The 26,004-nt window shown below is 66.6% G+C and carries 18 protein-coding genes; 11 read left to right on the forward strand and 7 right to left on the reverse strand.

All coding sequences use genetic code 11. From position 1 onward, the window contains the following. Positions 1–32 precede the first annotated feature (32 nt). From HNP55_RS15335 to HNP55_RS15345, 3 genes are all read right to left on the reverse strand, one after another. Complete coding sequence (locus HNP55_RS15335; RefSeq protein WP_184301090.1) at positions 33–1,829, reverse strand: hypothetical protein; 1,797 nt, start codon at positions 1,827–1,829, stop codon at positions 33–35. A gap of 147 nt (positions 1,830–1,976) precedes the next feature. After that, the gene (gene dksA / locus HNP55_RS24865) at positions 1,977–2,768 is read right to left on the reverse strand and encodes an RNA polymerase-binding protein DksA (protein ID WP_184301092.1); all 792 of its coding nucleotides are present in this window, start codon (positions 2,766–2,768) and stop codon (positions 1,977–1,979) included. Positions 2,769–2,910: 142 nt separating this feature from the next. Next, positions 2,911–3,966, reverse strand: coding sequence for a CobW family GTP-binding protein (locus tag HNP55_RS15345; RefSeq protein ID WP_184301095.1), 1,056 nt, complete (start codon positions 3,964–3,966; stop codon positions 2,911–2,913). Between the two features lie 128 nt (positions 3,967–4,094). Here HNP55_RS15345 and HNP55_RS15350 point away from each other — a divergent pair, with 128 nt between their 5' ends. From HNP55_RS15350 to HNP55_RS15380, 7 genes are all read left to right on the forward strand, one after another. Further along, positions 4,095–4,982, forward strand: coding sequence for an HlyC/CorC family transporter (locus tag HNP55_RS15350; RefSeq protein ID WP_409993749.1), 888 nt, complete (start codon positions 4,095–4,097; stop codon positions 4,980–4,982). Next, a complete protein-coding gene (lnt, locus tag HNP55_RS15355) occupies positions 4,982–6,475 on the forward strand; it encodes an apolipoprotein N-acyltransferase (RefSeq protein WP_184301101.1) in 1,494 nt (497 codons plus the stop codon). The genes HNP55_RS15350 and lnt overlap by 1 nt, the downstream gene beginning before the upstream one ends. 76 nt (positions 6,476–6,551) lie before the next feature. Then, entirely contained in the window at positions 6,552–7,493 is a 942-nt protein-coding gene (gene glyQ, locus HNP55_RS15360) for a glycine--tRNA ligase subunit alpha (protein WP_184301104.1), read from the forward strand. Positions 7,494–7,498: 5 nt separating this feature from the next. Further along, on the forward strand, positions 7,499–9,607 hold the full coding sequence (gene glyS, locus HNP55_RS15365) for a glycine--tRNA ligase subunit beta (RefSeq protein ID WP_184301107.1): 2,109 nt from the start codon (positions 7,499–7,501) through the stop codon (positions 9,605–9,607). 37 nt (positions 9,608–9,644) lie between these two features. After that, the gene (gene gmhB / locus HNP55_RS15370) at positions 9,645–10,301 is read left to right on the forward strand and encodes a D-glycero-beta-D-manno-heptose 1,7-bisphosphate 7-phosphatase (protein ID WP_246448443.1); all 657 of its coding nucleotides are present in this window, start codon (positions 9,645–9,647) and stop codon (positions 10,299–10,301) included. Continuing rightward, positions 10,301–11,071 carry a 1-acyl-sn-glycerol-3-phosphate acyltransferase gene (locus HNP55_RS15375; protein ID WP_184301847.1) on the forward strand — a complete coding sequence of 257 codons (771 nt, stop codon included), beginning with the start codon at positions 10,301–10,303 and terminating at the stop codon, positions 11,069–11,071. The genes gmhB and HNP55_RS15375 overlap by 1 nt, the downstream gene beginning before the upstream one ends. A 27-nt stretch (positions 11,072–11,098) precedes the next feature. After that, on the forward strand, positions 11,099–11,983 hold the full coding sequence (locus HNP55_RS15380; protein WP_184301849.1) for a M48 family metallopeptidase: 885 nt from the start codon (positions 11,099–11,101) through the stop codon (positions 11,981–11,983). A gap of 284 nt (positions 11,984–12,267) precedes the next feature. Here the strand turns inward: HNP55_RS15380 and HNP55_RS15385 are convergent, their stop codons facing one another. Next, the gene (locus tag HNP55_RS15385) at positions 12,268–13,119 is read right to left on the reverse strand and encodes a DMT family transporter (protein ID WP_184301110.1); all 852 of its coding nucleotides are present in this window, start codon (positions 13,117–13,119) and stop codon (positions 12,268–12,270) included. A 170-nt stretch (positions 13,120–13,289) separates the two neighbouring features. Between HNP55_RS15385 and HNP55_RS15390 the strand changes: the two genes are divergently transcribed. Further along, positions 13,290–14,210: a LysR substrate-binding domain-containing protein gene (locus HNP55_RS15390; RefSeq protein ID WP_184301112.1), complete on the forward strand. Its 921-nt coding sequence runs from the start codon at positions 13,290–13,292 to the stop codon at positions 14,208–14,210. Positions 14,211–14,214: 4 nt separating this feature from the next. On the opposite strand, the gene HNP55_RS15395 is transcribed toward HNP55_RS15390, so the two are convergent. After that, the gene (locus HNP55_RS15395; protein WP_184301115.1) at positions 14,215–15,285 is read right to left on the reverse strand and encodes an MBL fold metallo-hydrolase; all 1,071 of its coding nucleotides are present in this window, start codon (positions 15,283–15,285) and stop codon (positions 14,215–14,217) included. A 75-nt stretch (positions 15,286–15,360) separates the two neighbouring features. Here HNP55_RS15395 and HNP55_RS15400 point away from each other — a divergent pair, with 75 nt between their 5' ends. After that, positions 15,361–15,786 (forward strand): MerR family transcriptional regulator, encoded by a 426-nt coding sequence (locus HNP55_RS15400; protein WP_184301118.1) that lies wholly within the window; start codon positions 15,361–15,363, stop codon positions 15,784–15,786. Here the strand turns inward: HNP55_RS15400 and HNP55_RS15405 are convergent, their stop codons facing one another. Next, positions 15,787–18,120, reverse strand: coding sequence for an ATP-binding protein (locus HNP55_RS15405; protein WP_184301121.1), 2,334 nt, complete (start codon positions 18,118–18,120; stop codon positions 15,787–15,789). It lies immediately after the preceding gene. Next, on the reverse strand, positions 18,117–18,980 hold the full coding sequence (locus HNP55_RS15410; RefSeq protein ID WP_246448444.1) for a DNA-binding response regulator: 864 nt from the start codon (positions 18,978–18,980) through the stop codon (positions 18,117–18,119). Before HNP55_RS15410 ends, HNP55_RS15405 begins: the two co-directional genes overlap by 4 nt. A gap of 194 nt (positions 18,981–19,174) precedes the next feature. Between HNP55_RS15410 and HNP55_RS15415 the strand changes: the two genes are divergently transcribed. Together HNP55_RS15415 and HNP55_RS15420 are read left to right on the forward strand one after the other, a co-directional pair. Beyond that, the gene (locus HNP55_RS15415) at positions 19,175–20,947 is read left to right on the forward strand and encodes a ShlB/FhaC/HecB family hemolysin secretion/activation protein (protein ID WP_184301124.1); all 1,773 of its coding nucleotides are present in this window, start codon (positions 19,175–19,177) and stop codon (positions 20,945–20,947) included. A 56-nt stretch (positions 20,948–21,003) separates the two neighbouring features. After that, positions 21,004–26,004, forward strand: a 5,001-nt coding sequence (locus tag HNP55_RS15420; protein ID WP_184301128.1) for a YDG domain-containing protein, incomplete at its 3' end; no start/stop codon positions are given.

The following is a 26,004-nucleotide window of genomic DNA, read 5'->3' on the forward strand; positions in this document are numbered from 1 at the left end:
TATTTTCAAGCACCCGCCAGGGCCGGCTGACTTCAGGTCTGCCGCACCTTGATCTTGGCGTGTTCGTTGATGCCCATGGCGGCGAAGAACAGGGCGACCAGGCGGTGGGTGTCGGTGAAGCTGACGCTGCGGTTCTCGCTCTGGCGGGCCAGCACCCAGTTGAGCAGGTCGCCGGCGGCCATGAAGTCCAGACGGATCAGCTTGCCGCAGATCACCTTGGCCTGGGGCGCGCTGCCCAGGGCTTCGGTCATCTGGTTCAGCAGGACGGAGATGTCGCCGCTGAGTTGGCCGCACAGTTCCAGCTCGACATTGCCGGGTTGGCCGCCCAGCTCGGAGACCTGGGAATCCAGGAAGCTGCTGGCGACCTCGCTGGGCGCGATATGGGTGGCCGGCCCCTGGGTGCTGGCGCTGCCGCCGCTGACGCGCACGCGGCAGCTGCAGCGCTCCCAGGATGGGGGCGAGACTTCGTAGGTGACGCAGTAGTCGATGGCGGCTTCGTCGAACTGGTCGGGCCGGTTGGCCAGGCGCAAGGCTTCCAGGCGCAGCATCCACAGCGAGCTGTCGACCTCGCGGGCCGAGACCGGGGTCAGGCTGCGCAGCAGCTGCAGCAGGTGGTCGCCGGAGCGCCAGCGCATGTCCAGGGCCTGGTTCGCCCATTCGCGGAACAGCTCGCGCAAAGCCTGGCAGGCATCGAGGTCCAGGCGGTTCAGGGCGGCCCAGTCCATCACCCAGGGCATGGGCATCAGCAGGCTGCGGCTGCGCAGCGCTTGCACAGCCTCCAGCGTCAGCAGCTCGGGCGCGGTCCAGCTGCCGCCGCCGGCCTTGGCCATGGGGGGGCGCACCTTGCGCTGGGTCTCGGCCACCAGCTTGGGCAGGGAGAACCACTGCGGTGCGGAGCGGCCGAAGATGTGTGCAAACTCCAGCGCCAGGGTCTCGAACTTGGCTTGCTGGCCGGTGGCGCGGTAGAGGTCGAACAGCACCAGCCAGGTATTGCCCTGCAGATTGCGGGCGCCACCCGGGCGGATCAGCTCGGCCAGGATGCGTTCGCAGCTTTCGTTGTCGGCGTTGGCAAAGGCGATGACGGCCTCGTCCAGCTCGGCATCGTGGGCCAGCTCCTGGGACTCGGCCGGGGCGGCTTCGCTGAAGGAGAGGTTCAGCGGCAGGTCCAGCAGGGGCAGTTCGGGCAGGCCGGTCAGCGGGCTGGACTTGGCGTCCGACAGCGGCGAGAGCGCCGCACCCATGACCACGGCCGCGTGAGGCGGCTGCAGCTCCAGGCGTTCTTTCTCGTCCGCGCTGGCGTGTTCACTGACCCGGGCAAAGCCAGGCGCCAGGCCCAGGGCGGCATGGGCTTGCTCGGCGGCCGCGGCGACGGTGGGGGCGAATTGCAGCGGCCGGGTGGCGGTCTCCATATAAGCCGGTGGCTGGATCACCGTGGCCTGCAGCGGTTGGTTCAGGGTGGGGGCGAAGTTCTCGCCCACCATCTGTTGTTCGATCTGGTCGATCTTGGCCTTGACGCCCAGATCGATCTTGGAATTGATCTCGCTATTGCGATCGATCTCGTCGATGCGCGAGGAGGAGGCTGAGCCCAGGGCCGCCAGTTGTTCGGGGCTCAAGCCCTCGCGGCGGATGCGGCGCAGCATGTCCAGCTCGCGCTTGCGCACAAAGTCATTGCGGCGCTTGCGATCCACCATGGCCCGCAACTCGGCCTTGGCCTGGTCGCCCTCGGGGTCGTCCTGGCGTGAGTTGATCTCGGCCCAGTCCGTGGCGGGGTGGGCCACAAAGCGCGCAACCTTGCGGAAGAAGCTCTCGCCGTCTTTCGGTTCTGTCATGCGCCTTGGACCTATTCTTTTCGGTGGCTGGGGCGGCCGGTGGGCCGCCACATAACGGGGGATTCGTTCTACGCGATGCCGGTAAGAAATTCGCGTGGCCTTGTCATCTTTTTTACAAGCCTGTGGACTGCTTGCTCTTGCCCTGGGTCAATCTCCGAACATCTTCTGCTTCATCTCGCGGCGCTGCTGGGCCTCCAGCGACAGCGAGGCGGTGGGGCGGGCGATCAAGCGGCCCAAACCGATAGGCTCACCGGTCTCGTCGCAGTAGCCGTACTCGCCGGTGTCCAGGCGGGCCAGGGACTGGATGATCTTCTTCAGCAGCTTGCGCTCGCGGTCGCGGGTGCGCAGTTCCAGGGCATGCTCTTCCTCGATGGTGGCGCGGTCGGCCGGATCGGGGACGATGGAGGTGTCTTCACGCAGATGCTCGGTGGTCTCGCCGGCATTGGACAGCACGCCGTCCTTCAGCGCGGTCAGCTTGGCGCGGAAGAACTCGATTTGCTTGGCCCCCATGTACTCGTCTTCGGGCATGGCCAGCACTTCGGCGTCGCTCAGCTCGGCGCCGGATTTGGTCTTCCAGGCATTGGCCAGCTTGGGGTCGGCCTTGGCGTTGCGGTTGGTGTTCAGGGGGCTTTCGATCACAGGTGAACTCATTTGTCGCGTGGGCGGCTTGGGTGGGGCGAATCGGTCGGCGAAACGGCTGTTGCCGGTCGGCGGCGGGCTGGGTTCTAGCAAGGCCACAGCGGGCGAGCCCGTGCCCTCGGATGCAGCGGCCTTGGCCTGCGCCTTGCTGGGCGGCTTGGTTGTGGCCGACTTGGCTGTTTTGGCAGCGGGTCGGCTGGCAGCTTCTGCGACCGCGGCCCTTGCGCTGGCAAGGGGGGCGGTGGTTTTCGGGGCCTGGGTCTTGCTCACGTTTCTCTCCTCGCTCTGACAAGCATCCATGCGCTGTCAGGCTAGATATCAATCGGGACCAGCTTTGCTTTCTTCTTGGCGCTCAATCTTCAGCATTTTGGGCGCCGCGGATTGTAGCCATGCTAAGGCGGCGTTCGAAATGCGGAATTTTTCGTTGATTTCGCTCCGTGCATCAGACCAGGCAACCCTCCATGCCCTGCAAGAGGATTTCCTTGGGCAGATCGATGCCGATGAAAACCATTTTGCTCGCCTTTTTCTCGCCCGGCATCCATTTCGGGCCCAGGTCCGAACCCATCAGCTGGTGCACGCCCTGGAAGATGACTTTCTTGTCCGAACCCTTCATATAGAGCACGCCCTTGTAACGCAGCATTTTGGGGCCATAAACCTGCACGATGGCGCCCAGAAAGTCTTCCAGCTTGGCGGGGTTGAAGGCGCGTTCCGAGCGGAACACAAAGGACTTCACATCGTCGTCGTGCGAGTGGTGATGGGGGTGATCGCAGTGCTCACCATGCTCATGGTCATGATCGTGGTGGTGATCGTGATGCTCATGTTCATCGGCCTTCAGGAAGTCGGGGTCGATTTCCAGCTTGGCATTCAGGTTGAAGCCGCGCAGGTCGAAGATCTGGCTCAGTGGCGCCTCGCCGAAATGGGCTTTTTGCACCGGCGCGCGGGGGTTCATATGCTTGATGCGGTGCGTCAGGGCCTCGACCGCGGCGGCATCCACCAGATCGCTCTTGCTGATGAAGATCTGGTCGGCAAAGCCGATCTGGCGGCGCGCTTCCTGGCGGCTGTCCAGCTGCGTTTCGGCGTGCTTGGCGTCGACCAGGGTCAGGATGGAGTCCAGCAGATAGCTCTCGGCGATCTCGTCGTCCATGAAGAAGGTCTGCGCCACCGGGCCGGGGTCGGCCAGGCCGGTGGTCTCGATGATGACGCGGTCGAACTGCAGTTCGCCCTTGCGGCGCTTGGCGGCCAGTTCGGACAAGGTGGTGCGCAGGTCTTCACGGATGGTGCAGCAGACGCAGCCGTTATTCATCTGGATGATTTGCTCTTCGGAATCGACCCGCAGGATGTCGGTGTCTATGGTTTCCTCGCCGAACTCGTTCTCGATCACGGCGATCTTCTGGCCATGGGCCTCGGACAGCACGCGCTTGAGCAGCGTGGTTTTTCCGGAACCCAAAAAGCCGGTCAGGATGGTGGCGGGGATCAGCCCCTTGCTGGTAGTCGTCATGGTGGCGGGCGCTTGTCTTTAAAAAAATTCCAGGCCGGAATATGGGGGCGAGCGACTGTGTTGCAAGTGCCTCGTCATGTCAATGGGTTATTCTGTGAGCCCATTGCAAAACGGCACACAGTCATCCAGTGTCTGATCCCCAGTCTAGTCGGCCCTCTCATCGAGGGGGCCAAAAAAACATCGCCGAGCCCCGTGGCGTCCTCGAACGCCTGCTGGAATTCCTCCACCCGGGCCCCGACTCCAAGAGCGAGCTCATGGCGTCCCTGGCTGACGCCGAGAAGCGCGAGCTGATCGAGCCCGAGTCGCGCCAGATGCTGGAAGGCGTGCTGCGCATGGCCGAGCTGAGCGCCGGCGATGTGCTGGTGGCTTCGCCGCATATGGACTTGCTGGATATTGACGCGCCCTACGACGATTTGCTGCGTGTGGTGATCTCCACCGGCCATTCGCGCTTCCCGGTATTCGAGGACAGCCGCGACAACATCATCGGCATCCTGCTGGCCAAGGACTTGCTGAAGATCCAGCGCGCGCCCGAGCTGAGCCTGCGCGCCTTGCTGCGCCCCTGCGTCTTCGTGCCCGAGAGCAAGGGCCTGAACGAGTTGCTGCGCGACTTCCGTTCCAACCGCAACCATCTGGCCATCGTGATCGACGAGTTCGGCAATACCGCCGGCCTGATCACCATCGAGGATGTGCTGGAGGAAATCGTCGGCGAGATCGAGGACGAGTTCGACGACAAGAACGGCGAGTCCAGCATCTACACCCTGGCCGATGGCAGCCAGCGGGTGGCGGGTGATACCGAGATCGCGGCCGTCAACGCCTCCTTCGGCCTGGACCTGCCCGAGGACGATTTCGACACCATAGGCGGCCTGGTGGCGCAGGCGCATGGCCGGGTGCCGCGCCGCGGTGAATCGGTGGAACTGGGCGGCTTGCTGTTCTCGGTGATGCTGACCCGTGGCGGCTCGGTGCGCTGGTTCAAGGTGACCCGCCTGACCGAGGCCGCCAAGCCCGCCAAAGCCTGATGCAGGGTCGCGGCTCCAGGTTTTTTGCCCTGCTGGCCGCCCTGGCCCTGGGCCTGGCGCACACGGCCTCGTTCGCGCCGAGCTATGCCTGGTGGCTGCAAATCCTGGCCCTGGCCGGCCTGGCCCGTCTGAGCTGGGCCGCCACGCCGCGCCGCGCCGCCGCCCTGGGCGCCGCCTTCGGCATCGCCTGGCTGAGTTCGGGCCTGTGGTGGTTGCACATCAGCATGCATCAGTTCGGCCACATCCCCTGGTTGCTGGCCGCCCTGGCCGTGCTGCTGCTGGCCGCTTTTCTGGCCAGTTACTACGCCGCTGCCCTGGCCCTGGCCGCCTGCTTGAGCCGAGGGGCGGGCTGGGCCTGGCGCGGCCTGATCTGGAGCGCCTGCTGGGCCCTGGCCGAGCTGGCGCGGGCGACTTTATTTGGCGGCTTCCCCTGGATCGCCAGCGGCTACGCCCACAGCAGCGGGCCCTTGGCCGCCTGGGCGCCCTGGATCGGCGTCTACGGCATCGGCGCCTTGGCGGCCGCCGCCGCCTTCGCCCTGGCCGCCGCCAGCCGCCGGCATTGGCAGCCCGCTCTGGCTTTGAGTTTGCTGCTAGGTCTGGCGGCTATCGGCCTGCCGCAGGACTTCAGCCGCAGCACGGGGGCTATCAGCGTTAGCCTGTTGCAGCCCAATGTGCCGCAGGATCAGAAATTCGACCGCAGCTTGATAGACGCCAATCTGGACGGGCTGGCCCAGCAGATCGAGTCCGCGCGGGGGCAGCTGGTGCTGACGCCGGAATCGGTGGCGCCTGTGCCGCTGGCCTATCTGGACGGCGACTATCTGCAGCGCCTGCAGGCAGCCGCCGCCGAGCGCCCGCTGCTGCTGGGCACGTTTCTGGGCGATGAGGAGCGGGGCTATACCAACTCTCTGCTGAGCTTCGGCGCGCACCCGCGCTACGACTACGGCAAGCGCCATCTGCTGCCGTTTGGCGAGTTCATCCCCTTTGGCTTTCGCTGGTTCGTCAAGCTGATGGGCATCCCCATGGACGACCAGCAGCGCGGCCAGCACCAGCGTGCCTTCGAGGTGGCGGGCCAGCGGCTGCGCCCGCTGATCTGTTACGAGGATTTGTTCGGCGAGGACTTTGTGGACAGCATGGTGGGCGAGGGCGCGGCCACGGTGCTGGCCAATGTCAGCAATCTGGCCTGGTTCGGCACGCTGATGGTGCAGGACCAGCATCTGCAGTTCTCGCAGATGCGGGCGCTGGAGTTTCAGCGCCCGTTTGTGCGCGCCACCAATACCGGCGCCACCGCCGCGCTGAACCACCGCGGCGAGGTGATCGCCCGCCTGCCCGCCGCCCAGCGCGGCGTGCTGGAGGTGAGGGTCGAGGGCCGCAGCGGCAGCACGCCGTATGCGCGCTGGCTCAAGGCCTGGGGCCTGGCGCCTTTGTGGCTGCTGTGCACGGCGATTCTCGGCCTGGCCGCCTGGCGGCTGAAGAGGCGCGGACCGGCCTCGTAGAATCGGCTCCAATTTCGAGCGCCGGACGGCGCTCGCCATCTTTTGTTTCTTAACCGGCCCCGCGCCACGACAACACATGCTGAGCTTCCAGCAAATCATTCTGACCCTGCAGGACTACTGGTCCAAACAGGGTTGCGCGCTACTCCAGCCCTATGACATGGAAGTCGGCGCCGGCACCAGCCACACCGCCACCTTTCTGCGTGCCTTAGGGCCCGAGCCCTGGAAGGCCGCCTACGTCCAGCCCAGCCGCCGCCCCAAGGACGGCCGCTACGGCGAGAACCCCAACCGCCTGCAGCATTACTACCAGTACCAGGTCGTGCTCAAGCCGGCGCCGGCCAATATCCTGGAGCTCTACCTCGGTTCGCTGGAGGCCCTGGGCTTCGACCTGAAGAAGAACGATGTGCGCTTCGTCGAGGACGATTGGGAAAACCCCACGCTGGGCTGCTGGGGCCTGGGCTGGGAGGTCTGGCTGAACGGCATGGAAGTGACCCAGTTCACCTATTTCCAGCAGGTCGGCGGCATCGACTGCAAGCCCATCACCGGCGAGATCACCTACGGCCTGGAGCGCCTGGCCATGTATCTGCAGGGCGTGGAGTCGGTCTACGACCTGGTCTATGTCGAAGGCCGGGACGGCGCGCCCGACATCAAGTACGGCGATGTCTTCCACCAGAACGAGGTCGAACAGTCGACCTATAACTTCGAGCACAGTGACGTCGAATTCCTGCTGACCGCATTCGCGGCCCATGAGAAGCAGAGCAAGCATCTGATGGAGCAGGCCCTGGCCCTGCCGGCCTACGAGCAATTGCTCAAGGCCGGCCACAGCTTCAATCTGCTGGACGCGCGCGGCGCCATCAGCGTCACCGAGCGCGCCGCCTATATCGGCCGCATCCGCAACCTGGCCCGCGCCGTGGCGCAGAGCTATCTGGACAGCCGCGCCCGCCTGGGCTTCCCCATGGCCCCCAAGGCCTGGGGTGAGGAAGTGCTGGCCCAGATCGAAAAGAAAACCAAGGCCGCCTGAACACCATGACCGCCAATCACAAAAACCTGCTGATCGAACTCTTTGTCGAAGAGCTGCCGCCCAAGGCCTTGAAGAAGCTGGGCGAGGCCTTTGCCGAAGCGCTGGTGGACAGCCTCAAGGCGCAAGGCCTGGCCGCTGCCGATGCGGCCGCCACCGCTTTTGCCTCGCCGCGCCGCCTGGGCCTGCACCTGACGGAGGTGGCGCCCAAGGCCGCCGACCGCGCCCTGCAGCAAAAGCTGATGCCCGTGACCGTCGCCCTGGACAAGGAGGGCAATGCCACGCCGGCCCTGCTGAAGAAGCTGGCCGCCCTGGGTTTCGACGCCAGCGCCGTGGCCCAGCTCAAGCGCGCCCCGGACGGCAAGGCCGAGGCCTTGTTCCTGGACACCGTGCAGGCCGGCGCCACGCTGGAGCAGGGCTTGCAAAAAGCCCTGGACGAGGCCCTGGCCAAGCTGCCCATCCCCAAGCTCATGACTTACCAACTGGCCGACGGCTGGAGCGATGTGAAGTTTGTGCGCCCCGCCCATGGCCTGCTGGCCTTGCATGGCCATGAGCTCGTGCCCCTGCGCGCCCTGGGCCTGACGGCCGGCCGCGAGACCCGCGGCCATCGCTTTGAAGCGCAGGTCGAGCGCATTGCCATCGACAGCGCCGACAGCTACGCCAGCCAGCTGCGCGAGCAGGGCGCCGTGATCGCCAGTTTTGACGAGCGCCGCGCCGAGATCCTGCGCCAGCTGGAGGCGGCCGCCGCCAAGCTGGGCCTCAAGCCCATTGAGGACGCGGCCTTGCTGGACGAGGTGACGGCCCTGGTGGAGCGGCCCAATGTGCTGAGCTGCCAGTTCGAGCCCGAGTTCCTGGCCGTGCCGCAGGAATGCCTGATCCTGACCATGAAGGCCAACCAGAAGTACTTCCCCCTGCTGGATGGCGACGGAAAACTAACGCATCACTTCCTGGTGGTCAGCAATATCAGTCCCATCGACGCCTCGGCCGTCATCGGCGGCAATGAGCGGGTGGTGCGCCCGCGTTTGTCGGACGCCAAATTCTTCTTCGACCAGGACCGCAAGAAGAGCCTGGCCGAGCGGGTGTCAGGTCTTGCCAAGGTGGTTTACCACGGCAAGCTGGGCACGCAGGGCGAGCGGGTGGAGCGGGTGCGGGCAATCGCGCGTGCCATCGCCGGCCTGCTGGGCGGGCCTGAGCTGAGCGCCCAGGTGGATCAGGCGGCCCATTTGGCCAAGGCCGATCTGCTGACCGATATGGTGGGCGAGTTCCCCGAACTGCAAGGCGTCATGGGCGGCTATTACGCCCGCCACGATGGCTTGTCCGACGATGTGGCCGTCGCCATCGAAGACCATTACAAGCCCCGCTTTGCCGGTGACGAGTTGCCACGCAACGAGGTCGGCCTGGTCGTGGCCATGGCCGACAAGCTGGAGACCCTGGTGGGCCTGTTCGGCATCGGCCAGCTGCCCACCGGCGACAAAGACCCCTTCGCCCTGCGCCGCCATGCCCTGGGCCTGGTGCGCATGCTCAGCGAACGCGCCGGCACGCTGAGCCTGGACGCCTTGATCGCCGCGGCCGTGCCGGCCTTCGGCGACCTGATCCAGAACCCGGCCGCGCCGCTGGCCGATTTCGTCTACGACCGCCTCTCCGGCGCCCTGCGCGAACAAGGCTTCAGCGCCCAGGAAGTGGATGCCGTGCTGGCCCTGCGCCCGCAGCGCCTGGGCGATGTCGGCCAGCGCCTGGCAGCGGTGCGCGCCTTTGCAAGCCTGCCCGAAGCCGCCTCGCTGGCCGCCGCCAACAAGCGCATCGCCAATATCTTGAAGAAGAGCGAGGCAGCGGTGCAGGCCGGTGTCAACCAGGCTTTGCTGCAAGAGCCCGCCGAACAGCAGCTGGCCGCCGCGCTGCAAGCGGTGCAGCCGCTGGCCGACGGCCTGTTCGCCCGCGGCGAGTACGCCGCCTCGCTGCGCGAGCTGGCCTCGCTGAAGAGCCCGGTCGATGCCTTCTTCGACGGCGTGATGGTCAATGCCGAGGATCCGGCCCTGCGCGCCAACCGCCTGGGCCTGCTGAAGAGCTTGTACGAGGCGATGAACCGGGTGGCCGAGCTGGCCCGCCTGGCCTCCTAACAGCGAACGCCCACTCACCAGCGAGCCTCCAGCCACCATGCCCATCCGTAGTGATCACAACACCGGCCATCCGATGAAGCTGGTCATCCTCGGCCGGGATGGCACGCTGAACCAGTACCGCGACGACCACGTCAAGTCCATCGACGAGCTGCAGCCCCTGCCCGGTGCGCTGGAGGCCGTCGCACGGCTCAACCATGCAGGCTGGAGCACGGTGATGGCCACCAACCAGCCCGGCATCGGCCGCGGCTTGCTGGACATGGCCTCGCTGAACGCCATCCACATCCGGCTCAACCAGATGCTGGCCGAGAAGGGTGGGCGCCTGGCCGCCGCCTTCTTCTGCCCGCACACGCCGGACGAGGGCTGCGACTGCCGCAAACCCCTGCCCGGCCTGGTGCACCAGATCGGCGAGCGCTTTGGCGTGGACCTGTCCACCGTGCATATGGTGGGCGCCAGCCTGGGGGATTTGCAGACGGCGCAGGCGGCAGGCTGCATCCCGCATCTGGTGCGTAGCGAGCGCCTGGGCCATCTGGACGAGGCGCAGCTGGCGGCGGTGGCGGCCCAGGTGCCGGGCAGCAAAGTGCATGCCAGCCTGAGCGCTTTTGCCGAAACCCTGATTCAAAAAGACCGCCGCGTCAAAGCGGACGCGCGCGGTGAAAACCTGGGCCCCGACTCCGGGGCTGGAGACCTGACTTGATTGCCACTCTTTTTGCCGCCCTGCGATCCTTTCTCTACGTGCTGTTCCTGATCGTCACCGTCATCCCCTGGGGCATTGCGGTGCAGCTGATCGGCCTGGTGGCGCGCGGCAACCCGGTCTACTGGGCTTGCGCCAACTGGTTGCATGTGTCCATCCTGGGTGCGCGTTATATCTGCGGCGTGCGCTGGCGTATCCAGGGCATGGAAAACCTGCCCAAGAACGAGCAGGGCAAGTATGTCGGCGCCGTGCTGCTGTCCAAGCACCAGAGCACCTGGGAGGCCCTGGCCTACCCGGCCCTGATGCCCAACCCGCTGGCCTATGTGTTCAAGCGCGAGCTGCTCTACATCCCCTTCTTCGGCTGGTCCATGGCCCGCATGGACATGATCCACATCAACCGCGCCAAGCGCAGCGAGGCCTGGCGCCAGGTGGCGGCCCAGGGCAAGCGCCTGGCCGAACAAGGCCACTGGATCATCATGTTCCCCGAGGGCACCCGCGTGGCGCGCGGCGCCAAGGGCGAGTACAAGACCGGCGGCACCCGTCTGGCGATTGGCAGCGGCGTGCCCGTCGTGCCCATCGCCGCCACGGCGGCGCGCTGCTGGCCGCGCAAGAGCTTTTTGCTGCGCCCCGGCGTGGTGGACATCTCCATCGGCAAGCCCATCCCCTCGGTCGGCCGCGAGCCGGGCGAGCTGATGAGCGAGGTCGAGGCCTGGATCGAGGCCGAGATGCGCCGCCTGGACCCGCAAGCCTATCCGCCGGCCGCCGGGGCCTGAGGCGCACCGGTTTTGGCCAAGACACCCATGGGCAAGCGGCTCGCCAATCTGTTGCAGGAGGCGCAGCTGTCCTTGTTCGGGCCCGAGCAGTCCTTGCTGCAAAGCGTGGCGGGCGCTGCCCTGCCGCTGCCGCCGCCCGCGGCCAGCCCTGTGGTTCAGCCGCCGCCCGCGCAGCCACTCGCGCCGCTGGCCAATCCACGCGCCCAGCGCGAGATGAGCTTGGGTGGCCATGCGGTCGCCTATGAATTGAAGCGGGCGCGGCGGCGCAGCATAGGCTTTGTCGTGGGCGCCGAGGGCCTGCGGGTCAGCGCGCCGCGCTGGCTGCCGCAAGCCGATATCGAGCGCGCCCTGCAGCAGAAGTCCGACTGGATATTGCGCAAGCTGGTGGAGCAGACCGAGCGCGCCCGCCGCGTGCAAGCCGCCCGCATCGAGTGGCGCGACGGTGCCAGCCTGGCCTTTCTGGGTCAGCCTCTGCGCCTGCGCCTGGACCCGGCGCTGGCCGGCCTGCACTGGGACGAGGCGGGCCGCGTGCTGAGCCTGGGCCTGCCCAGCGATGCCGAGGAAGAGCAGGTGCGCGAGCCGGTGCAGCTCTGGCTGCAGCAACAGGCGCGGGCCTTTTTCGAGCCGCGCTGCCAGCACTTTGCCGCCGCCCTGGGCGTGCAGATGAAGCAGCTGCGCCTGAGCTCGGCCCAGACCCGCTGGGGCAGCGCCAGTGCCGATGGCAGCATCCGCCTGAACTGGCGCCTGATCCATTTCGGCCCCGCCATCATCGACTATGTGGTGGCTCATGAGCTGGCCCATCTGCGCGAGATGAACCACAGCCCACGCTTCTGGGCCGTGGTGCGCTCGGTGCTGCCCGAGTTCGAGGCCGCCCGCGAGCAGCTGCGGGCCGAATCCATCATCGCCCAGTGAGCGGCCCCGGCAGGGCTGGCACGAAATTCCTTGATCCGTGTTGATTAAAGGTTATGTGTGTGCGCAAACCCCGTCCTACCAAAGAGGGGTTTGCCCCGGAGCCGCAAGACGGGCAGACTATGCGTCGACGCTGTCATCGCGCAGATTCCGAGATTGCCCGGCCTGGCCGGCTGTTTCACTCAAGGATTTTCAGGCCCGGCAGTCAAGCCTGCTTTGAGATGGATCCCAAAAGAAAGGCTGCAATGCCACCGTCCGCATCTTGCGGCGGTGGCATTTTTTGGGACTCATCGTCTTGGACGAGTCACCCACCAGGCCGAGAACGTGATGAGCAATCCACCCGCCCAACCCAGCGGCGTCAGACTGTCACCCATCCACAGGACGGCGATGAGCGCACCCCACAGCGGCTCACTACCCATGAGCAGCGCGACCCGCGAAGGACTGGCGCGAGAGCCTACATGGTTCTGCACAAAAAAAGCCAGCAAGGTACACGCGAGCACCAGGTAAGCCATGGCGCCCCAGAATGATTCGCTGGTGGGCAGCGATTGCCAAGCCGGTCCCGGCATGGTGAGCGTCAATGTAAGCGCGCCCAGGGTCATGACTCCCATTTGCACGGCCGTCATCGTCAGGGCAGGCAAGCCATGGCGTTGACCATGGCTCCGAGTCAAGCAGACCATCACTCCGCGCAGGAACGCTGCGATCAGCATCAGACCATCGCCCAAGGCCAGCGACGAGACCGACCCACCATGCTGGAAGGCAAGCAAACCTGCCCCCAGCAATGAAAGGCAGGCGGCCCCGACCACGGCATTGCTCGGCTTTTCACCCAGCAGCCACCATTCGCAAAGAGGCGTGAATGCCACGCACAGGCTGATCAAGAAGGCCGCATTGGATGCCGTGGTCAGGGAGACCCCAAACGTCTCGCAAATGAAGATGGCCAGCAGGTTGGCACCCAGCACAGAGGCGCCTGACAGTGCAGCCGGCCATGCCGGTATGGCAAGGCCGCGCAAGGCGGGCAATAGCAATAAAAAGGTCAAGCCAAATCGCAGTACCAAGAATTGCAGCACCGGCATCTGCGCCGTCGCCAGCTTGGCAGCGCTGTAACTACCGCCCCAAACGATGGCGACCAAAAGCAGCAGCATCTCGTCCGTTCCGAAAGACCTGTGGGAATCAAGGTGACTTGCAGCTGGGCTTGTGCTGGGCTTGAGTGTTGGCGTTGTCAAGGTGAGGCTTTTGTCAATGCGATCATCCGCATTGTCTGGAGACCATCACTTGCCGACTAGCTTGGCCCGCAGAACAGGAACTTTGCACCGTGAGAACAAATGACTTTCTTGATGTGATGCATGAGCTGGTCACTTTTGTTCGGGTTGCCGAGTTGGGCAGTTTCTCCGCCGCAGGTCGCCAGCAGGGTGTCACACCCTCTGCCCTCAGCCGCCAAGTGACGAGGCTGGAAAAATACATGGGTGTGACCTTGCTGCAGCGATCAACGCGCCAGCACCGCCTCACCGATGCAGGATTGGCCGTTCTTGAACATGGGCGCTCCATGGTTGCCGCTGCGCAAGCAACATTGCCGGTTGCGGAGGCTTATGTTGGCATGCCCAAGGGCCGGGTTAGGATCAGTGCGCCAAAGGCTTTTTCGCGCCATGTCTTGCAGCCTGTTTTGCTGGACTTCCTCGCCAAGTACCCCGCCGTGGACGTACACCTGCTGGTGGCTGACCGCTGGGTTGATCCCTTCCGGGAAGGTGTGGACCTGGTGATCCGCCTCACCGACGACCCTCCGCAAGGATTGGTCGCCAGGGCCTTGATGCCGGTGCGGCAAATTGTGCTTGCCAGTCCCGCGTATCTAACGGCCCATTCGCCCGTCTACATGCCCCAGGATTTATTGGGGCACAGCTGTCTGGCTATCGGTGAACAAGAGCGGGACAGCCGCTGGCGCTTTGTACGGGGCGACGACAACGTTGAAGTCGCAGTCACCGGCCGGTACACCGTGAACCACAGTGAAATGCGCTTGGCGGCCGTTGAAGCCGGTCTGGGCATTGGCTGCGTTCCAGATTTCGTTGCCGGAGAAGCATTGGCCGCCGGCCGCGTTGTGCGGCTCCTGTCTGACTGGTCCGTTGACACCAATTACCAGGGTATGGCCTATTTGCTGTTTGCTGGCTCCCGCTATACCGCACCCAAGGTTCGCATCCTCATCGATCACCTGGTGGCAGGCTGCATGCCGACAGCAGCCTGACCGTTTAAGCCAGGGGGTCAAGCGTACTAAAGCGGTAAACGCCGTCCGCATCCCGCTTGCGGCTCAGCCGGCCGGCCAGCCACAAGGCGTTCAGATGGGCGACCGATTCGCCCATGGCGAAGGTGGTCTGGTGCAGGTCCAGCTTGCGCTTGAACAGCAGCTCCAGCAGCTCAGCCGCGTGGCAGGGCTTGGCGCGGCAGGCGGCCAGCACCTCGGCCAGGCGCTCGCGGTGGTGTTCTTGCAGCTGATCGACCCGGGCGTGCAGGCCGCTGAAGGGCTTGCCATGTGAGGGCAGGACCAGGGTCTCGGCCGGCAAGGCCAGCAGCCGGGCGATGGAGTCCAGGTATAGCGTTAGCGGGTCGGCCTCGGGCTCCACATCGACCACACTGACATTGGTGGAGATGCGCGGCAGCAGCATATCGCCGGAGATCAAGACGCCCAGGCCGGCGCAGTGCAAGCTCATATGTTCGGGCGCATGGCCGTAGCCGGCGATGCAGGCCCAGTCCCGCCCGCCTATGCGCAGCTTGCCGCCCTCCATCAGGCGCTGAAAACTGGCGGGCACGGCCGGCACCATGCTGGGGTAATAGCTGCTGCGGGCGCGGATCTTGGCCAGTGATTCCTCGTCGCTCAGGCCATGGCTGGCGAAGAAGGCTGCCGCCGTCTGCCCGCCCATGCCCACGGTGGAGGTGCTGGCCAGGCGGGCCAGATGGAAGTCGGTGGCGCTGATGGCAAAGCGGCATTGCCATTTGTCCACCAGCCAGGCGGCCAGGCCGATATGGTCGGGGTGGAAATGGGTGACGATGACGCGCAGCACCGGCAGGCCGTCCAGATGCTGTGCAAACACCTGCTCCCACAGCGCCCGGGTGGCCTCGTTGGCGACGCCGCAGTCGACGATGCTCCAACCGGGCCGGCCGTCGATTTCATCGCGCAATAGCCAGAGGTTGATGTGGTCCAGCGCAAACGGCAGGCCCATGCGAACCCAGCGCAGGCCGGGGGCGATCTCCAGCACGCCGCCGGGGGCGGGCAGGGCGTCGCCCAGGGGGTAGTGAAGTTCGTGTTCGCGCAGATTGGCCATGGTCGTGAGAGCGGGTGCGGCAGGTAAACTGCCGTTTACGTTAACGTCAGTCCAGCCAGTTTAGCCATCCTCCTCATGAGCGCCAAAGCTTCCCCCCTCGCAGCAGCTGCCGAAAGCCAGGCGCGCCTGTTCACGATCACCGAGTTGGCGGCCGAGTTTGACATCACCCCGCGCGCCATCCGCTTCTACGAGGACATGGGCTTGCTGGAGCCGGCCCGGGCCGGCCGCAACCGGGTCTACACCCACCGCGACCGCACCCGGCTGAAGCTGACCCTGCGCGGCAAGCGCCTGGGCCTGACGCTGCAGGAGATCAAGCAGCTGGTCGATATGTACGACGCCAAGACCGGCGCCGCGCCTCAGCTGAAGGCCTTTCTGGAGGTGCTGCGCCAGCACCGCCGCCAGCTGGAGCAGCAGCTCGACGACATCGAGGTCACGCTGGCCGAGATCGCCCAGCATGAGGAGCGCTGCGTGGGGCTGTTGAAGGACGGCGAAGCTGGCTGATTAAGCCAGTGCCGCCCACCAATCCTGCTCCTGCACCGGCTTGCACAGCCAGAAGGGGGCGGGGTAGGGCGGCAGGCGGCGGCTGCAGCAGAGGATGCGCATGCGGCCATGGCGGCCGCGCAGCTCGCCCAGGGCCTGTAGCGAGGCGCCGGGCAGGGCCTCGGGCTCGACGATCAGCAGGTCCAGCGGCGCCTCGATGGCCAGGGCCTCTGGCAGGTCGGCCGCCTGCAGGCAGTCGTAGCCGCTCAGGCTCAGACGCTCCATCAGGGCCTCGCGGGCGCTCGCGCAGGGGTCGAGCACCAGGGCGAGCCGCGCCTCCCCGAGCTGGGGCTGGCGCAGCAGCGGCGGCCACAGCACCTCGTCCTCGCTGGCCAGCTGCAGCGGCATGTCAAAGCTGAACTCGCTGCCTTCGCCTAACTGGCTGCGCACGCGGATGTCGCCGCCCATGGCCTGCACCATCTGGCGCGCGATGCTCAGGCCCAGGCCCAGGCCGGGCAGATGGGCGCTGCTGCTGGCGCGCACAAAGGGTTCGAACAGCCAGGGCAGCTCGTCCGGCGCGATGCCGCGGCCCTGGTCGCTGACGCGGATCTGCAGTCGCGCCGGCGCCCGGCACTCGGCCTGCAGGACGATCGTGCCCTCGCGGCTGAATTTGGCGGCATTGGACAGCAGATTGAACAAGACCTGGCGCAGGCGTTTGGCATCCAGCTCGACCACGCAGGGCAGATCCGCGGCCAGGCGCAGCTCGATGCGGCAGCCGGCGCTGCGCGCCAGGCCCTGGGCCTGCTCCACCGTCTCGTGCAAAAGCCCATGCAGGTAGACGGGGGCCGGCAGGATCTCCAGCGCGGCGCTGCTCTCCGGCGCCTTGGCGAAGCGCTGCAGCTCGTCGATCATGTCCAGCAGCAGCAGGCCGCTGCGCTCGATGGCGCGGCGGTCGGCCTCCAGGCTCTCGCCGGCCCGCAGCTCGCGTGCCACATGCACCACCGAGGCCAGGGGCGCGCGCAAATCGTGCCCGATATAGCCCAGCAGCCGGCCCTTGGCGGCGTCGCTGGCCTGGGCGTGGCGGGTGGCCTGGGCCAGGGCCTGGGTGCGCTCGGCCACGGCGGCTTCGAGGCCGCGCTCGTAGCGCTGGTGCTGGGCGTGGAAGCGGCGCATCAGCGCGATCAGCACCAGCAGGCAGCCCAGCTCCGTCATCAGCGGCGGCGCGTAGTCGCTCAACAGCCCATGCGGCGTCAGGCCCAGCAGGCCCAGATAGCGAGGCAGCATCCCCAAGGCCTGGGCACCCAAGGCCGCCAGCCAGGCCCAGGCCAGGCGCTGGCCGGAGCGGGCCGCCCGCACGCAGGCCAGCAGCATGCCCAGCAAGAGGGCGCTGTTGAGCAGGGAGTTGCCGAGCGTGCCCAGGCGGTAGTCGCCGAACAGGCACAGACCCAGGCTGAGCAGGCCCAAGCCGGCGAGCAGGCTCAGGCTCCGGTGCAGGCGCGGCTGGCGCCGGCGCAGGCGCAGCAGGCGGCGCACCGCCAGCCATTGGCCGAGCACGGCCAGGCCGCCCAGGATGGCCAGGCTGCGGGTGGCCCAGTCGGTGGCGTTCGGCCACAGAATCATGAAGCTGGTGCCGCGCATGCCGGACTCGTACAGGATGGCCAGCAGCAGATGCGCGGCGATGTAGAGGGCGGCCGGCTCGCGCAGCACCCGGCTCATCATCAAGCTCAGCAGCATCAGGATCAGGGCGATGCCGACCAGCAGCCCGTCCAGCCACAGGCCGCCGGGTTGCCGGTTTTGCAGCGTGCGCGGCTCCCAGAGCGTGGCCTCCAACGCCACCGAGCTGCGGCTGGCCACGCGCAGCAGCAGGGTCTGCGTCTGGCCCGGGGCCAGCTCGATGATGAAGGCACTTTCCCGCAAGGCCAGCTCGCGTTCGCCAAAGGGGCGGCTGGTGCCGGCGCGGGCCGGCTGCCAGCGGCCGTCGGCCAGCGGGCGGTAGAGCGCCACCTCCTCCAGCCGGGCCGGCTCCATCAGCAGATGGCGGTAGACGGTCTGGCTGCCGGGGTTGTGCAGGCGCAGGCGCAGCCAGAAGGCCGCGGCGCTATAGCCCGGGCGCTTGTCGGCCACTTGCATGGGCCGAAAGGCCTGGCGTTCGGCCTCTTGCGGGCCCTGGCGCGCGCCGGCGTCCACCCAGATCTGCAGATAGGGCAGCAGGTCCAGGCGCTCCTGCCCCGGGGCTTGCAGCGGCAGCGGGGCTTGGGCTGCTGCTTGCGCCTGGGCCTTGCCGCCGAACAGCGTCGCGATCGGCAGCAGGCCGAGGGCGAGGATCAGGAGGAGGTAGCGAAAAAGGCCGCTCAAGGTTGAGTCGCTTCGCGCAGGCCTTGCCGATAGGCCTGGGGGCTCATGCCGGTGCGCTCACGAAACGAGGTGGCGAAGTTGCCGGGGTTGCCAAAGCCCACGGTGAAGGCGATGTCCTGTACCGACATGGCGGTGTCGGCCAGCAGGCGTTGGCCGGTGCTGACCCGTTCGTCGCGGATAAAGCCCGAGACGGTCTGGCCCAGATGTTCGCGGAACAGGGCCAGCAGGCGTTTCTCGTGCAGGCCGACCTGGCGGGCGATCTGGGCCACCGTGGGGGTTGTGCTCAGATGGGCGCGTATGTATTGGGTGGCCGCCTGCACCAGCAACTCGTCCGGGTTGCGGTCGGGCGGGGGGGCGGCCGTTGCGCTGGCCCTGGGCTGGCGAATCTGCTCGGCCAGGCGCAGATGCACATGCACCCGGGCCAGCACCTCCTCGGGGTGGAAGGGCTTGGCGATGAAGTCCACCGCACCCAGCGCCAGGCCCTGGATGCGGCGCTCCGGCGTGTTGTGCGCGCTCAGAAACAGCAGCGGGATGTCGCAGGTCAGCGGATCGGACTTGAGCAGGCGGCACAGGGCGTAGCCGTCCATATCCGGCAGGCCGATGTCCAGCAGCACCAGATCCGGCTGCAGGGCCTGGGCGCGTTGCAGGCCGGCCTGGCCGTTATGGGCCAGGCTGAGGCGGAAGTCGGGCTGCAGCAGCTGGTTGAGCCAGCGCAGCTCGTCGGGCTTGTCGTCCACCAGCAGGATCAGGGGCGGCAAGGGGGTCGGGGCGACCCGATCGGCGGCCTGCGCGGCATGCGGAGGCTCGGGCGTGCTGGCGGTGCTGATGGGCTCGTACATATGGGTCGGATTGTCCGGCAAGGGGTCAGGTCTTGCCAGCCCGCGAGCAGGTGGTATGGCCTGTGGTTTGTGCGCTAGGCGGATTGATTCCTTGCTTGAGAGCCGCTTTCCCGCCGCTATTCCTTTTGCCAAGGGCGATGGGCAATTTGCCAAAGGTCGGGACAGAAGCTCGCGCCGATAAAGCGGACTGCTAACACCGCGATGGAGGAAATCCGATGAAGACCACGAAGACCCAAAAACGCTGGAACGCCAGCCTGGGCGCCACTTTGGGCGCCACCCTGGGGTTGTTGGCCGCAGCGCCGCTGGCGCTGGCCGCGCCCGACGCCGGCCAGCTGCTGAACGAGCAGCAACGCCTGAACAAGCCCGGCCAGCAGCCCGTCAACAAGCCGGCGTTGCTGGACGCCGAGGCCGCCCAGGCGGCCCAGTCCGGCGGTTTCAAGGCGCAAATCAAGCAGGTGCGCTTCACCGGCGCCGAGGGCCTGGCCAGCGAGACCGAGCTGCAAGCCTGGGTGGCGGACCGCCTGGGCCGCTCCCTCAACCATGCCGAGCTGCAGGCGCTTGCCGCTCGGGTAACGGCCCAGTTGCAGGCCCGCGGCTATATGCTGGCGCGGGCCTATCTGCCGCCGCAAGACCTGAGCGAAGGTGTGCTGGAGGTGGCCGTGCTGGTGGGGCGTTTGGAATCGGGCGCTGGCCGGGTGCAGCTGCTGGGCAAGGATGGCGGCCTGAACACCCGCTTGAATACTAGGTTGGCGGCGATTGCCAACGCCGCCCTGCCGCCCGGCGCGGTGCGCGGCGAGCAGATCGAGCGCGCCATTTTGCTGATCAACGATGTGCCCGGCGTCAGCGCCCGTGCCAGCCTGGACAAGGGGGCCGAGCCCGGCAGCAGCCGGATCATCGTCACGGCCGAAGAGCTGCCGGCCCTGGGCGGCAGCGTGTTTGCCGACAATTTCAGCAACCGCTACACCGGCGCCCTGCGCGTGGGTGCGCAAGGCTTCTGGAATCGCCCCCTGGGCCTGGAAGACGTGGCGGGCCTGAGCCTGAGCGCCAGCGAGGGCACGAAGCAAGCGGCCCTCAGCTATGCCTTCGCCCTCAATCCGGCCGGCCTGCGCGCCAATCTGGCGGCCTCCTATCTGCGCTACGAGGTCGGCCAGGAGCTCAAGCGCCTGGACCTGAGTGGCTCCGCCCAATCCCTGGTGGCCGGCCTGAGCTACCCCTTGCTGCGCGGCCGTGAACAGAATCTGTGGCTGAGCCTGGACGCCGAGCGCAAGCAGCTGAGCGACCAGGCCCTGGGCCTGTCGCTGCGCGAGCGCCGCCTGCACCGCCTGGGCGCGGGCCTGAGCGGCTCGGGCTGGGACACGCTGCTGGGCGGTGGCCTGAATGAGTTCAGCGCCGGCCTCAGCGTCGGCCAGCTCAATCTGGCCGGCAATGCCGGTGACCAGGCGGCCGACGCTCTGAGCGCCCGCACCCAGGGTGGCTTCCACAAGCTGAGCTGGCGCCTGGCGCGCAGCCAGAGCGTGGCGGCGGATTGGGCGCCCAACGGCCTGAGCCTGTATCTGGCCGCCAATGGCCAGCAGGCTTCGCGCAATCTGGACTCCTCGGAGAAGTTCATGCTGGGCGGCCCCAACGGTGTGCGCTCCTATGCCGTGGGCGAGGCGGTGGGCGATAGCGGCTGGGTCTTCAACGGCGAGTTGCGCCAGGACTTCATGCTGGGCGGCGGCCTGCGTGCCCAGGCCCTGGGCTTTGTGGACAGCGGCTCGGTCACCCAGCATGCCAGCCCCTGGGCCGGCGCCCTGCAAGGCCAGCCCAATCGCTACACCCTGCACGGCGTGGGCCTGGGCCTGAATCTGTTTGCGCAGTCCTGGAGCGTGCGCAGCGGCGTGGCCCGTGCCCTGGGCGAGAACGAGGGTCGCAACCCCGCCACCGGCCTGGAAGCCGACGGACGCCAAGACCGCTACCGCCTGTGGCTGCAGCTGCAGGCCCGCTTCTGAATTTGGACGCTCACGTCAAAGCCAATCAAAACAAAGAATTCTGAGGAAACCAAGCAATGAAAAAAGCCTCCATGAACCACGCCTATCGCCTGGTTTGGAATGAAGTCACCGGCACTTATGTGGCCGTCGCCGAAACCTGCAAGGGCCGCGGCAAGCGCGCCAGCACCGGCTTGCTGGCCAGCGTTCTGCTGGCCGGTGCCGCCCATCTTGCACACGCCGCCGGCGGGGCCTTGATAGCGCCCGACCCGAGCCTGCTGTCCAGCGCCCTGCCCAAGGGTGCGCAAGTGGCCGGTGGCCAGGCCACGGTGACGCAGAACGGCAATCAGCTGACGGTGCAGCAGCAAAGCCAGCGCGCCATCCTGAACTGGCAGGAGTTCAATATCGGTGACAAGTCCAAGGTCACGTTCGCCCAGCCGAATGCCGAGGCCATCGCGCTGAACCGCATCACCGGCGGCGCGCCGACGCAGATCCAGGGCGAGCTGACGGCCAACGGCCAGGTCTGGCTGATCAATGCCAGCGGCGTGGTCTTTGGCAAGGGCGCCCAAGTCAATGTGGGTGGCCTGGTGGCCAGCACGCTGAACATCAAGGATGCCGACTTCATGGGCGGCAAGGCCAACTTTGCCGCCGACGGCGCGGCGGGCGGCGTGCTCAACCAGGGCCAGATCCGGGCCCAGGGCGGCGTGGTCGCCCTGCTGGCGCCGGTGGTGCATAACGAAGGCAGCATCAGGGCCGGCCAGGTCCTGCTGGGTGCCGGTGACAAGCTGGCGCTGGACTTCGGCCGCGACGGCCTGGTGTCGCTGAACATTGACCGTGCCGCCCTGGATGCCTTGGTGGACAACAGCGGCCAGATCGAGGCCGGTGCCGTGGTCTTGAGCGCCCGCAGCGCCAACGCCTTGCAGGCCAGCGTGGTCAATCACAGCGGCGTGATCGAGGCGAACAGCCTGGTCGAGCGTGGCGGCCGCATTCTGCTGGACGGTGGCACGCAGGGCGAGGTGCATGTGAGCGGCAAGTTAGATGCCGGTTCGGCCACGGCCCAGGGCGGCAAGATCACGGTGCAGGGCGAGCAGATCCGCCTGGACGGCGGTGCCCGGCTGGATGCCAGCGGCGCCACCGGCGGTGGCCAGATCCAGGTCGGCGGCGGCTGGCAGGGTCAGGACGCCGGTGTGCACAACGCAAAGATCTTGAAGGCCGATGCCAGCGTGCAGGCCAGGGCCGATGCCGGCGCGCAGGGCAAGGGCGGCGAGGTGGTGTTCTGGTCCGACGACAAGACCCAGTTCGCCGGCCAGATCTCGGTGCGCGGCGGCGCGCAGGGCGGCGACGGTGGCCGGGCCGAGGTCTCGGGCAAGCAGCAGCTGCAGTACAGCGGTGTGACCGATGCGCGGGCGCCCAAGGGTCGGACGGGGGATTTGCTGCTGGATCCGGCTACGCTGGAGATTAGCGGAGGCGGCAGTGGCTCGGGCTCGCTGACGGGCTCGCAGGTGTTCGAGAAGGACATCGAGGCGCAGAACGCCAATGTGCTGCTGCAGGCCACCGGGGATATCCGTGTCAATGACCTGTCACTCAACGGCGGTGACGGCAAGATCACCATGCAGCCGAATGTCAGCCTGCGCATCGAGGCCGGCACCAGCAGTGGCGGGAATTTGAGCGCGCCGGCCGGAATGGCGGGCGGTTCGGACGCGGCGCAGTATTTTGATCTGATGTTTGCCAATGCGGGCAATACCCTGGAGGTCTCGGGTACGGGCAGCCTGATGTTGGTGGCGGGCGGGACCAATAGCGGCCGCGTCTTGAATACGCCCAATCTGATTGCCCATGGCCCGGGCAGCAATGTGGCCAGCTTGCCCAACCACAATGTGTCGCTGCCCGGCAGTGGCGCACCGGCCGATGCCTCGGTCACCATCTACGGTGCCGATGGGGCCACGGTGGGGGGAACCATCCAGACTCAGGGCGGCTATGTCCGCATCTGGGCCGACTCCGACAATATGGGCGGCGGCTTTTTCACCTTGAACGCACCCGTCAGCACTCAAGGCGGCAACCTTTACGTTTCCACCGGCAGCGGCGATGTCACGCTGAACTCCAGCATGGTGCTGGGTTCTGGGCGCATCGTCTTCAGGGGTGATGGCAGCTATACCAGTGGCAATAAGATCTTGGGCGGTTTGCTCTCGGTCAGTGGGGATGTCAATGTAGACACGCCCTTCATCTTCCGCGGCGGCGCCAGCATCCATACCGACGGAGATATCAAGTTCGGCGCGGTGAACGTCAATCTGGACACCGGCACCGGCGTGCTGACCCTGCGCGCCAACAAGATCGACTGGGGCACGGCCACGCTGAGCAATCTCAGCACCGCCTCGCTGCGCCTGGAGCCGGCCACGGCCAGCACCAATATGGTCTTGGGCGATGCCAATGGTTTTGCCTCCTCGGCCACCCTGGCCAAGCTGCCCGGCATCAAGAACCTGACCATAGGCCGCGAGGACGGCACCGGCACCATCAGCGTGCCCAGCGATTTCGACGGCAAGGCCAGCGGCCACTTCGAGATGGTCAATAAAACGGTGGAAGTGACCGCGGGCAAGCTGATCAACTCGATGGGCGACATCACGCTCACCGGCGACACCATCAATATCAGCCAGACGGTGGATGCCAAGGCCGGCGCGGGCAAGGTCACCATCCGCCAGATGACGGCCTCCAACGAGCTGCATCTGGGCACGGGCCTGAACAACGCAACGATTGGTCAGGTGCGTGCGGCCACCCTGGCCGTGGGCCGCGAGGACGGTGGCAATCTGGTGTTCGACAGCGATATCAGCACCACGGCCACCAGTGTTCATCTGCTCAGCGGCCAGCAGGTGATCGGGCGCGACGGCGGCGTGGCGGCGGCCAATCTGGCCGTCACGGCCGGTGACGGCGTGGAGCTGAGCAATAGCCGCTTCAATTTCAGCAAGCTGGCGCTGAAGGTCGGTGGCGATAGCGAGGTTCGCAGCAGCACGGCCGATTGGGGCCTGGGCACGGTCGACGGCCTGCAGGGCCTGAGCATCAATGCGGGCAAGAACGTCACGGTCATCTTGAATGCCAATGGCCAGCTGGATATGAAGGCGCCTATCGCCTTCAACGACAGTGCCAGCACCCTCAAGCTGCAGGCGTCCAATGGCGTCAGCGCGGCGGATCCCCTGGCTCCGGCCAACAAGGCCACGCTCAGCGGGCAGTCCAAAGCGACGGTGGAGTTCAGCTTGCCGGGCGCGGACCAGCATTTTGGTTTGGGTGGCACTGGGGCTGAGCTCAGCGAGAAGAGCGCACAGGCTTTCAACGGGGTCAAGGTGATGCGCGTCAATGCCGCGGACGACGCGGTGGAGATGGGCAGCCTGGCTGTGACTGTGGGCGAGCGTCTGGAGGTGAGCGGCCGTACGGTGGAGCAAACCGGCGCGCAGCGCGTCAATACCGGTAGCTTCTACCTGACGGCCGAGCAAGGCGGTTTGTTGCTGAACGAGGCGGTGAGCGCCAGCGCCACCGTGTCCTTGCATGACAAGGCCAGCGCGGGCATCTCGGGCAACACCTTGATCAGCGCCAGCCAACTGGCCCTGCGCAGCGGTGGCGACGTCGTCTTGGGCGGCAGTGCGCACCAGGTGGGCGAGCTCGCTGCCGCGGTGGGCAATCTGCAGTTCAAGACCGAGCGCAGCCTGACCGTGGGCAGTGTCGATGGCTTGGACGGCATTCACGCGGCGGGCACGGTGGATGTGCGGGCCCAGGGCGCCGGCTCTGACCTCCTGCTCAAGCAGGTGGTGAAGGCGGACAACGTCGACGCGGAGCTCACGCCCCTGCTGCTGGCGGCCGGCCGCAACTTCCGCAACGAGGCGGGGGCCCAGGCCTTGGAGGCACGGGCAGGCGACTGGCAGGTTTACTCCAGCACGCCCGGCGCCGACGAGCGCGGCGGCCTGGTCTCTCAGTTCAAGCAGTACCAGGCCACGCCCGGTACGGTGGTGCAGGGCGACGGCAATGGCTTCCTCTATTCGGTGGCACCCAAGATCAGCGTCAGCCTGCAGGGTCAGGTGAGCAAGGTCTACGACGGCAAGACCGACGCAAGTCTGGGGGCGAACAACTTTGTCGCCAGCGGAGCCATCGACGGTGACCAGGTCCAGTTCAGCGTGGGGGGCCAGGCGCACTACGCCGACAAGAATGCGGGGCGTGGCAAGCAGGTCAGCGCGGACGGCATTGTGCTGGACTCGGCCAGCAAGGGCGCGGTCGCCGTGTATGGCTACAGCTTGCAGAACGACACGGCCACGGGCGCCATCGGCGAGATCACGCCCAAGAGCGTGGGCGCCGCGCTCGGCTCGGTCAAGGACAAGGTCTATGACGGCAAGCTGTCGGCCGAGCTGGCCAGCGTGAGCCTGGCAGGCCTGGTGGCAGGCGACGAGGTCCAAGCCAGCGGCGGCAGCGCCAGCTTTGCCGACAAGAATGTGGGCAAGGACAAGTCGGTCAGCATCAGCGGCCTGAGCCTGAGTGGTGCCGACGCCGGTAACTACAGCTTTGACGGCACGGCCCAGGCCAGCATCACGCCCAAAACCTTGTCGGTGGCCGAGCTGTCGGTGGCCAGCAAGGTCTATGACGGCAAGACGGATGCACAGGTCAGCGGAGCCAAGCTGCAAGGCGGCGTGGCCGGTGAGGAGCTGGGCCTGAGCCTGAGCGCTGCGTTTGTCGACAAGAACGCCGGCAAGGCCAAGGACGTCAAGGTCAATCTGGTCTTGGGGGGGGCCGATGCTGGCAACTACCAACTGGCCAGCGATTCCTTGATCGCCAAGGGCGATATCACGCCCAAGACCGTGACGGCCGGTGAGGTGGCCGTGGTGGCCAAGGTCTACGACGGCAATCGCAAGGCCGAGGTGTCGGGCGGCAAGGTCCAAGGTTTGATCGAAGGCGACCAGGTCGACACCACCCGCGCAGGCGAGTTCGCCGACAAGAACGCCGGCAAGGCCAAGGACGTGGCGGTGACGCTGGGTCTGAGCGGCGCCGATGCGGGCAACTACCAGCTGGATGCGACCCAGCGCCAGGCCAAGGGCGATATCACGCCCAAG

The organism is Roseateles oligotrophus (assembly GCF_014204525.1).
Taxonomy (GTDB): domain Bacteria; phylum Pseudomonadota; class Gammaproteobacteria; order Burkholderiales; family Burkholderiaceae_C; genus Paucibacter_A; species Paucibacter_A oligotrophus_A.